This window comes from Paenibacillus sp. FSL W7-1332, assembly GCF_037969785.1.
Taxonomy (GTDB): domain Bacteria; phylum Bacillota; class Bacilli; order Paenibacillales; family Paenibacillaceae; genus Paenibacillus_AQ.
In genome coordinates, this window is record NZ_CP150209.1 from 5086272 (window position 1) to 5095441 (window position 9170).

Annotated in this window: 16 protein-coding genes; 1 reads left to right on the top strand and 15 read right to left on the bottom strand. The window is 46.7% G+C overall.

Annotated features, from left to right (window positions below):
• Positions 1–21: 21 nt before the first annotated feature.
• From MKX98_RS22900 to MKX98_RS22915, 4 genes are all read right to left on the bottom strand, one after another.
• On the bottom strand, positions 22–900 hold the full coding sequence (locus tag MKX98_RS22900) for an HAD family hydrolase (protein WP_220687358.1): 879 nt from the start codon (positions 898–900) through the stop codon (positions 22–24).
• A gap of 154 nt (positions 901–1054) precedes the next feature.
• The gene (locus tag MKX98_RS22905) at positions 1055–1447 is read right to left on the bottom strand and encodes a DUF6220 domain-containing protein (RefSeq protein ID WP_194543705.1); all 393 of its coding nucleotides are present in this window, start codon (positions 1445–1447) and stop codon (positions 1055–1057) included.
• Complete coding sequence (locus MKX98_RS22910; RefSeq protein WP_339218541.1) at positions 1440–1907, bottom strand: DUF6022 family protein; 468 nt, start codon at positions 1905–1907, stop codon at positions 1440–1442. Before MKX98_RS22910 ends, MKX98_RS22905 begins: the two co-directional genes overlap by 8 nt.
• A gap of 63 nt (positions 1908–1970) precedes the next feature.
• Positions 1971–2405, bottom strand: a complete 435-nt coding sequence (locus MKX98_RS22915; protein ID WP_194543707.1) for a DUF6526 family protein — start codon at positions 2403–2405, stop codon at positions 1971–1973.
• Between the two features lie 154 nt (positions 2406–2559).
• Between MKX98_RS22915 and MKX98_RS22920 the strand changes: the two genes are divergently transcribed.
• Positions 2560–3153 carry a TetR/AcrR family transcriptional regulator gene (locus MKX98_RS22920; protein ID WP_339218544.1) on the top strand — a complete coding sequence of 198 codons (594 nt, stop codon included), beginning with the start codon at positions 2560–2562 and terminating at the stop codon, positions 3151–3153.
• Between the two features lie 33 nt (positions 3154–3186).
• Here MKX98_RS22920 and MKX98_RS22925 read toward each other — a convergent pair whose 3' ends face one another.
• The 11 genes from MKX98_RS22925 to MKX98_RS22975 all read right to left on the bottom strand — a co-directional run bounded on the left by MKX98_RS22925 (position 3187) and on the right by MKX98_RS22975 (position 9168).
• A complete protein-coding gene (locus MKX98_RS22925; RefSeq protein ID WP_194543708.1) occupies positions 3187–3468 on the bottom strand; it encodes a hypothetical protein in 282 nt (93 codons plus the stop codon).
• Positions 3465–3914: an NUDIX hydrolase gene (locus MKX98_RS22930; protein WP_339218546.1), complete on the bottom strand. Its 450-nt coding sequence runs from the start codon at positions 3912–3914 to the stop codon at positions 3465–3467. Before MKX98_RS22930 ends, MKX98_RS22925 begins: the two co-directional genes overlap by 4 nt.
• Positions 3915–3934: 20 nt before the next feature.
• Positions 3935–4567: an HAD-IA family hydrolase gene (locus MKX98_RS22935; RefSeq protein WP_220684492.1), complete on the bottom strand. Its 633-nt coding sequence runs from the start codon at positions 4565–4567 to the stop codon at positions 3935–3937.
• A gap of 112 nt (positions 4568–4679) precedes the next feature.
• Complete coding sequence (locus tag MKX98_RS22940) at positions 4680–5084, bottom strand: RDD family protein (protein ID WP_071219906.1); 405 nt, start codon at positions 5082–5084, stop codon at positions 4680–4682.
• Between the two features lie 35 nt (positions 5085–5119).
• Entirely contained in the window at positions 5120–5407 is a 288-nt protein-coding gene (locus tag MKX98_RS22945) for a hypothetical protein (protein ID WP_339218550.1), read from the bottom strand.
• A 51-nt stretch (positions 5408–5458) separates the two neighbouring features.
• The gene (locus MKX98_RS22950; protein ID WP_339218552.1) at positions 5459–5767 is read right to left on the bottom strand and encodes a hypothetical protein; all 309 of its coding nucleotides are present in this window, start codon (positions 5765–5767) and stop codon (positions 5459–5461) included.
• Between the two features lie 9 nt (positions 5768–5776).
• A complete protein-coding gene (locus MKX98_RS22955; protein ID WP_339218554.1) occupies positions 5777–6082 on the bottom strand; it encodes an HD domain-containing protein in 306 nt (101 codons plus the stop codon).
• 245 nt (positions 6083–6327) lie between these two features.
• Entirely contained in the window at positions 6328–6747 is a 420-nt protein-coding gene (locus MKX98_RS22960; protein ID WP_220684490.1) for a VanZ family protein, read from the bottom strand.
• Between the two features lie 23 nt (positions 6748–6770).
• Positions 6771–7247, bottom strand: coding sequence for an NUDIX domain-containing protein (locus tag MKX98_RS22965; protein WP_194544886.1), 477 nt, complete (start codon positions 7245–7247; stop codon positions 6771–6773).
• Positions 7248–7438: 191 nt separating this feature from the next.
• A complete protein-coding gene (locus MKX98_RS22970; protein ID WP_339218556.1) occupies positions 7439–8356 on the bottom strand; it encodes a gfo/Idh/MocA family oxidoreductase in 918 nt (305 codons plus the stop codon).
• A gap of 230 nt (positions 8357–8586) precedes the next feature.
• Positions 8587–9168, bottom strand: a complete 582-nt coding sequence (locus MKX98_RS22975; protein ID WP_233355018.1) for a histidine phosphatase family protein — start codon at positions 9166–9168, stop codon at positions 8587–8589.
• Positions 9169–9170 lie beyond the last annotated feature (2 nt).

Genomic DNA, 9170 nt, shown 5'->3' on the forward strand with positions numbered 1-9170 from the left:
GTGTAACGTGATGTATCGTCATCATTGTCCTCCCAGAGTGGATATAAAGGTATTCACTCCTGACTGTTCCATCTGTTGCCGGATATAATGGGCGACGCCATCAAGTTCATTCGAGTCAATAATATGGTCAGCCAGCTGCCGTATCCTTTCATGCGCGTTACGTACCGCGATCCGAGTGCCTCCGGCTTCAAACAGCCCCACATCATTGATGTGGTCGCCGAAAACTACCGTGTTCTCAAGATCAATCCCCATATGGGAAGACCATAATTGGAGCCCGTCACGTTTGTTTGCTTTGGCATGACTGAATTCCAGGAAAAAATGGTTATGGATGTAGTAATCCGGCATCATATGAGCATGAATCACATCCCCGTATAATTCCATAACCTCGCACCGTATCGGCTCCAATTCCTCATAAAGTCCAATGTATGTAAGAGCCAGCGTCCGGTAATCCGGTGGGCAGTTCAGTCTCCGCACTTCCATAAATCGCGGATCATGGGGCCGGCTATGATAAAAAGCCTTCTCTCCCTCTCGCCGCAGCGACTCATGCAAAACACGCTCACGATGATCCGCATCCAATGAAAAATAGTAAGGAATAATACCAAACTTCCTTCCCACGCCGATAATCTCATTCGAGATGTCCCGTTCAAGCCAGTAACCATCGATTACCGTTCGATTTACCCCGTCATATATCAAAGCGCCGTTATATAGAATCAAAGGGTACTTCCAGGGGATATCCGAGACAACGTTCTGAGCACTAATATAGCCGCGGGCAGTGGCATACGTGATAATCACGTCCTGCTCCAGCGCATTCGCGATAACATCCCTAGTATAGGATGTAAGTGTCTGATCTGATCGTAGAAGCGTTCCATCCAGGTCGGTAATATACGCTTTTTTCTTCATCAAGAAGCCATGCCTCCTTCGCCGTCCAGTATGTGACAAAACCCAGCCGTAGAGTATCTCTATCTAAGACTGGGTCCTTATTATGAATTTGGCGTCTTCCATGATTATACAACGTCTAAGATGGAGATGGTAAAGGTAAATTGCTTATTTCGCTTCAATCCACATTTATTTTAGATCCTTTGCCTGATCGGATCATGTCAACGCTGCCCCAAAACATCATCATCGCAATGACGGGATGGAATGCAGATAGAAAACCGATCCGGGATGCAAATACCGCTGTTAAGAACATCCCGATTACCATTCCGAATAAACCTATGCTCTTCCAAAGCACCTGCCTTGAAAGTCCTGCCATCCATGCCATGATTGCCATGATGAGAGGAATAAAAGCAAAATATCTTGCGAAGCTAACATGGGCAGTCCAACTTCCTGAATTCACAAACAGTGCAATTCCGGCGATAAGAACTTGAAGCGTAACGCTAACACTGAAAATCAAAGCGAGCACGAAAAACAAAACACGGGAAAATTGAGCCAAGTTTAACTTACGCATACCTCTCATCCTCCCAACTTATAGATCCCCATTCTTCCGGCTGCATATGAGAAATCACCTCTTTAATTGCTGCCAGCTCGGTTTGAGGAATGACATATACTCTAGGCACAGTAGGAATACGAAAGGCAGTATGGTCGTGAAAGAAACGTGTGATTAAGGTACCTAATGCTCTTCCATTATCATAGTGAATCACGCTCCAAAATCGCCTCTCCCTCTCTTCCCATGGTCCCCAAAGCTCCTCGGATTGTGGAAAGGCACCCGGCATTACGGGTTTGGGGGTTAAGCCCGCACCATAGACCTCTGCTTCCAATGGACGAAAAAGCTTGGAACAAAAGAGACCATAAGCGTAGTCTCCTTTATTTTGAAAAATGCCCTCAAGCTCGTTCAGATTCTGTTCCCATACATTCAGCCACTGATCATTCATATATCCCTGGCAGTAATGAGCCAAAGCCGTCATCATGGACTCGTTTAAACACGCTGTTAAGACCATTGCCAATCCCCCTTTTACTTTTGCTTTAGTGAGCTATACTCGGTGATGATCCGCTCTCCATTTCTGGATGGCGAGCTTGATATCTTTAGATGATAGGTCCTCCTTAAGAGCCTTCTCACACAGCGTCAGAAACTCATCGTCCGATGCAAAACGAAGCGCAATGATTTGATTCATCGTTAAACTTGGATTAAGAAGCCTGCCTGTCATAACAAAATGTCTCAGATTCTCTTCTGCCCGAACTACCCGATCTTGCACCTTACATACGAACTGCCGGATAAGGAATAATGTCATGACCACCGAGAATGACATGAGTATGAAAAGTAATGATGTAAATAACGATATTCCACGCATACTCGACGCAAACAGATAAACGAATGCTGCGACGACCAAAACAAAGCTAAGCGGTACAAGGAAAAAATGAAACGCGGGTACATGTCTTTCATGGTTGCTGTAAGATTGATTCTTCATTGGAATACCTCCTTTCCCGGTTATGAGTGAGTGCACACTCATTATTGAGCGTCATGTCTCCCACCTCATTCAAGCTGTGAAGTCTTGACAATGAGTGAGTGCACACTCATAATAAAGTGGAACCATAACAAAGTCAACAGAGTGAGGGATGATTTTGGATTTAAAAAGTAAAATAGCCGATGCAGCGGAACTCGTCATTCGTACACATGGACTGGCCAAAGCAACAACCAAAGAAATCGCCAAAACCGCCGGGTGCTCAGAAGGCTCACTATATAATCATTTTAAGAGCAAAGACGATCTGTACCTTCACATTCTACGCGGACAATTAAAAAATGTTATGCAGGCGCTCACGTCCCTGAGGGAACTGATCGGCAAAGAAACCGTGCGAAGTAATCTGGAAAAAGTGGCTCGAGCGGGCGTATCGGATTACTATCAATCCATGCCTCTGATCAGCTCCATCTTCTCAGAACCAGGACTGTTAGCGCAGCACCGGGAAGGCTTCACAGCTCGGAATGAAGGACCCCACCGGGCAAATGAAGCAGTTGAGTCCTATTTGCTTGAAGAACAGAAACTTGGGAGATTATCGGAACATGTTAATCCGAGATCCGCTGCGGACATGCTGCTAGGAAGCTGCTTTCAATATGCATTTCAATTGAACTTCTTAGGCCGGCCCTTGTCCGATGAAGAACAGAATGCGTTTGTGCATCGGGTGTTGGATACTTTGTTTCTAGGCATTGGGAACGAATAATAGGAGGGCAGGCATGACTTGTCCTCTGGTACCTCAGACACCGAGGATCAGGTATCCCAGTGTCATGTACAGAAAAAGGAATAGCAGCAGCACGGAATGGCCTACAATGGCTGTGATATGGATTCGCGTGAGTTTGCCTCGATTTCTGCTGACGAGCGCTAACAGGATACCCACTGGCGACAACAGGAGAATCGCAGCAAACCACAATCCCTGAAAAGGACTTCCTGCCTCTGGCCGAAACATGAAACTGTATAGTGTGAACAGAGTGACGCAGACAAACAGATTTAGTGACAAGTGGGACAAATACCACTTCATTCCGCTTCCTCGGCCAACCTGCCCGACAAAATGCCGGCTCTGCGAATGACCTCAATCCGTTCCTCGCGGCCTTCAATCGCCTTTATCTTTTCGATGGCCGTATCAAAATTCATCCTAACATATCCGGTTGTTTCATACCCCTCTGGTCTTTCTACGAATCGTCTCACGCCTACTAGATAAAATAGGCGATATGCGTCGAATTCCTTCCAATGCCATGCAGCAAACAGGGTCCGCTCATCACTGATTTGGATACCTGCTTTCTCCAAGGCTTCACGGATCAAGCCTTCCATAATTGACTCACCGGGTTCCAGCCGCCCTCCTATTGTTGTAAGTACCTTCTCGTCACGATCCCATACCATGACAACATCTCCATTATCAAGCACGGGAACACAGTGTACACTGCCAATCTTTATACCCTCCGGAATCTCCGTAATAAAACTTAGCATCGAGGTGGCACCTCCGAGATTTATTTAGTGGTACGCGGCTGAAGATAACCTATGACATCTGGTATATGCTGAATCTCTGCAAATGGAAAAACATCCATGCTGTTCATTCTCGCGATGTCCCCGCGATAGGCGATAAATGGAATTCCGGCGCTCTCGGAGGCCTTGCCATCCACCCACGCATCTCCGACAGACAACCATTCCTTCGGGGATGTATGAGGGAAATGCTTCAGCACCTCCAAATATCCATCGGGTGCCGGCTTTAACAAACCCATGGCCTCTCTGCCTATAATGAGATCAAAATAATGCACAATCTTATTCTCTTCCAGAGCAGCCATTGCTGCTTCCACCGAATTATTTGTCACAATGGCCAGATGCAGCTGCCCGTGCAATCGCTGAACAAGCTCTCTTGCACCCGCTTCAAGATCTGCACCAATCATCCCTCTCATCTCATGTTCCTTGGCAATATCCCACATCTCGTGACGAAGATCTTCCGACAGCAGCCCTGTATTCATGGCTTCAGCAATGATGGTTGAGGTAGTGTGGGTGTCCATGGACAGACCTTGGGGCAAGATTCTGTGATGGCACAGAAAGGCGTAGATGTCCCTCTTCATTGCTCCAAAATCAATACTGGAACGCAGCAGCGTATTATCCATATCAAAGACAATTCCTTTTATCGTAAACGCGATATCTAATCAACTCCAATCATGGAAATGCCTTGAATTGCCGCTCCGACAGCAATCCAGATTTGGGTAACCCATTCATCTCCTAATCATACACAACTTCCGTACCCGCGATAAAATCGTGCAGGGAACGCTTATCCTCGCGCATCGCTACCATAAAGATGCTCACGATAAGTCCAATTCCAAACGTCAGTGCATACACGATTCCCGCTACAAGGTTGCGGAGTAGCATCGTTCCAATGCCCGGCGGCTCAAGAAAATCGAATTTGCGAATGCGAATGCCGCATATGCGCTTGCCGATGGTATAACCATTCCAATACACGGGGACCAACAATGCATACAGACTGTAAATCAAATTAGAAATCGGCTCATTCTCAAAATCTCCCGTGATAATCCCTGCAATGATCCATAACGGAAGGCTCACGATGATTCCATCCAAAAGATTGGCGCCTAGCCGGATCCAAAAGCCTGCAACTTGGTTTTCGCCCATGAGGATTCCTCCTTAAAATTCTAGATAACATTCTGTTATGGATTCTTATCGGCGTTGTCTGGCTGGTCCAGCTCTTCCCAGTTATCCTTGATCTGGTTCAGGTCTTCCGCTAGCCATTTACGGATGATCGGGACGATGATGCATAAGATACCGAGAATCAAACTGATGATGCTGAATATCAACGGCCCTTTTCCAATTTCTGATAACAAATCCGCAAACGTCCAGGGGGTATTTATCCCCGCAATCGCGGCCGTTAAGTACCGGATGCCGTACAAAAAAGCTGAGATACAGATAAAAATAATGCCCATCGTTTTATTGTTCATAGGGTGTGTAATCCTTCCTCTTATCGGTGGCTGCATCCGGGTGCGCAATGATTATACACTTTGGTTAATTAGCTCACTTCTAGCTGCAATTAACCACGGATGCACCAATTTCATTTTGTCACGTTGATTCCATACATGGTCCAAATACACAAGCACCGCTCCGTCTAAATCCATTTCGCTCAGTTTATTGCGCATCTCCGCTTGATAGGCGTGATCGCCTTCAAGTTCCCAAGAGATCTTATCCGCAACAAATAAAACCTTATCCAATGGGCTTGCCCCGGCTTTTAACGTTGTATGGCATTCAATCGCGTTCAATATGTCAGGTGAGGTGCAGCCGAAGAACCGCTGAGCCATTTCCATGGAAAGCTTCTAATGAATGATCCTGATATATCGATGCTCCTCTTCCATAATGGGAAGGGACCATTCTTCTGCGGCATCCTTCATTTCGCTCACCGGAATCGCATTGCTGATATCGTGCAGCAGAGCCGCCTGCCGAGCTGCATCAGGACTGACATCAAATAACGGTGCGATGGCTAGCGCCTCTCGAACTACATTCATGATATGCTCGAACGTTTCCTGCTCTCCATGCTTGATGAGAAAAGCCTTCACATCATCCCTTAGGTTATGTGTAAACTCTATGCCATGAGTCAGCTTACTAATCACGGAATTCTTCATCGTAGATCCCACCTTTCCACACAACATTTTCCAGTACCTCATATCATTGTAAGCTTCGGTTCCTGATCGAACAATAGTTTTTTTCCACAATTCCCCATATCGCTGTTATCCAGCCCAAGTAGAGAATGTAACGTTAACACAACAAAATCAGCCACACATAAAAAAACAGAATGACTTCCCTACATCGTAGTTAAGCCATTCTGCTGCCTGTTATAAACTATTTTAGGTATGATCGAATTATGCAGCTACGGTTGTCTGCCCCTTGATTTCATGATGACCCCAATCAAACCATAGCCTAGGGTAACACCTACCGAGTTTAATATAAAATCATCCACATCCAGGCTTCCTCGCCGCGTGATCAGTTGCGTCATTTCGAGCACGAATAACCCGGTCAAAAAGTAGGCTAGCATCTTACGAAATCGAATTTGAAATGCAAGCGGAATGAGCACTCCAAAGGGTACAAATACAGCGATATTTCCAACGATATTGATCAATGAGCTCAAACTGCGAATGGGAAAATAGCTTGCCATCGTCGTGAATGGAACCAGATTATAACTGATTTCCGGCTGTGTGGTCCTCCCGAATCCCCAAATCATCCAGTAAGTTAACAACATGGTATAACCGATGAGGAGGATCAAGGCGATTATTTTGACATGCGATTTCATGAAAGTCTCCTGTTACGTTTAATTCACACATATTTGTCCAATACGTAATCCTCGATCATGTCTATATTTCGTCGTTCCTGCGCGTACTGTTTAATGTGCTTCTTAATGTTCGGATACAAAATAATGTCGTCCAGCTGCTCGAGCGGAATCCACTTCACGTCGGTTTGATTCGGATCTGGAACAGCCGGAAGTTTGGGGGACGATCCTTCATGTGGATAACATTCAAATACTACGTATAACGTATGGATGCCCGATATGTTATCTCTGGACTGTTTATGCGGAGCATTCTCGTACACAAATGCAACAGGCCCAGTCTGCGCTTCCAGCGTGGTTTCCTCATACAATTCTCTCAAGGCTCCCTCTGCGATAGACTCTCCGGGCTCGGCCCCGCCCCCCGGCAAATTGTAATGCAATCCGTTCTCATCTACATACTCAACCAACAAAACATGCTCATTCTGAAAAACCAACGCTGTCGGTCTCACCCGAATATGATATGTCATCATAACCACCTCTCCACACGGCTAACGAATAGCTGCCGAACTTTCTTGATCTGTCTATCATACAATTAACGAGGCTAATATGGAAATATTATGTATAATTGCAGGTCAAAAAGGTTATCAGGTAAGGCGAGTCACATCGACCTCCCCGACAACCTCCGCCTTTCAGGGAATAACGCGCGTCTATTCCGTTATCATCCTGTTCGATCGATATCAGTCAGTCTCACGGTTTCACCCGTTTCGCGGGAGACATTCGCCGCCTCCAGAAAACGAATGATCTCCAGCGTCTCAGGTAAAGGAACGTCTGAGACATCTGTCGTGAACATCTTCATGATCTGCTCCAGCAAACTCGCATAATAGGGTTTCGGATGCGCCATGATGTCCACAAAGCTGCTGGCGTCCGTGCGATGGATGGTCATCCCAAAGCGATCATTGCCTGCACGGTTGCCTCGAATCGTCCCGATCCTCCCGTCATTCCAAACCGCTGTTAATACCTCATGCCATTCGGTCGCGGCGACATGTACGCTTACGCATCCGGGTCCCAGAACGCGGTAAAGCATCTCCGCTGCGTGGATTCCATACCAGAAAAATCCTGGCTGTGTCGGTTGAAGAGGGAGCGGTCCGGCGCAGTCCACGCCAATGATATCACCCACACCGCCACGAGCCAATTCATCCTGAAGTCCTTGCGCATATCGAAGAGACGAGCTGCTCATAACGGTAACCTGAAACTGCTCCGCCAGTTCGGCAATTTCCCTCGCGTCTTTGCTGCTCACAGCAAACGGCTTATCGATAAATACCATTTGGCAGTGAGGAGCAATCGCGCGAAACAAGAACAGATGCGATCTTCCGTCAACCGCTTCGAGCATGACGGCATCAACCTGTTTGGCGACGTCTTCCGGAGAATCCAATATTTCAGTTCCCCATGCTGCGAGTTCCTTCGTATACCCCTCCACCCGGCTTATGCTAAGCTCGAAGTCCGGAGATCCTCCGGGAAATGCCGCCGTAACCCGTCCGCCGGGAACATGATAGGGATGCGTCTTGTCATGCAGCATGTTCGAGAAAATGGAGACATGCGATGTATCCAACCCAATCATACCGATCTTCAAAGTCATAGGTTCATTCTCCTTTAACTTCAGCATTTTAGATGATTACGCTGGCTTTTCCATTCCACTGCGTTACTAAGGATATCCAGCAGCGGACATAGGCTGTTCTTTCAAATCATCATACCATCCTGAACGAGTAAAGGACGTGACTTTAATTCGTCTTTTAACCTGAACGTGGATCCAATACAAAAAGACCGCCTCCATCTGATTACCCGACGTTGGCAGTCTTTCTAACGGTCTTATAAATGCTTCGTGCAGTTGAATAAGGGGCAATTCCATTCACCGTTGGATTTGGTTAGAAGAGTTAAGGAGGCATTATCCATATAGGTAGCTGCAAAACGCTGAGGCAGCAGCTTTTGCAACGATAATCCAATGACGGCGCCATGACTCACAACGAGAACATTCTTGTTCTCATATGCGTGCATGATTTCCTCCAAAAACTGAGTTCCCCGCTCGGCGACATCCTCATAACGCTCCATTCCTAGGTCCATTTCTCGCCAGGAGTGTCCCCATGTCAGCAATCGATCTTCCTCTGTTGTTCCTTCAATATGTCCGCAATCGATCTCGCAGATCCGTTCATCTTCCATGATATCAAGAACAGAGATCCCTTCAGCAATGATCTGCGCAGTAGCACGAGCACGGATCAGGGGACTTGAGATGATAATCTCCCAAGACTCTCTCTTTAAGCGTTCAGCTACTCGTTGGGCCTGCTGCCTCCCCTCAGCATTAAGAGGAATATCGCTTCGTCCCTGGGCCCTATTCTGAACATTCCAATCCGTTATCCCATGTCTAATAAGGCCGATGGTAGCCGTTTCATCCACCT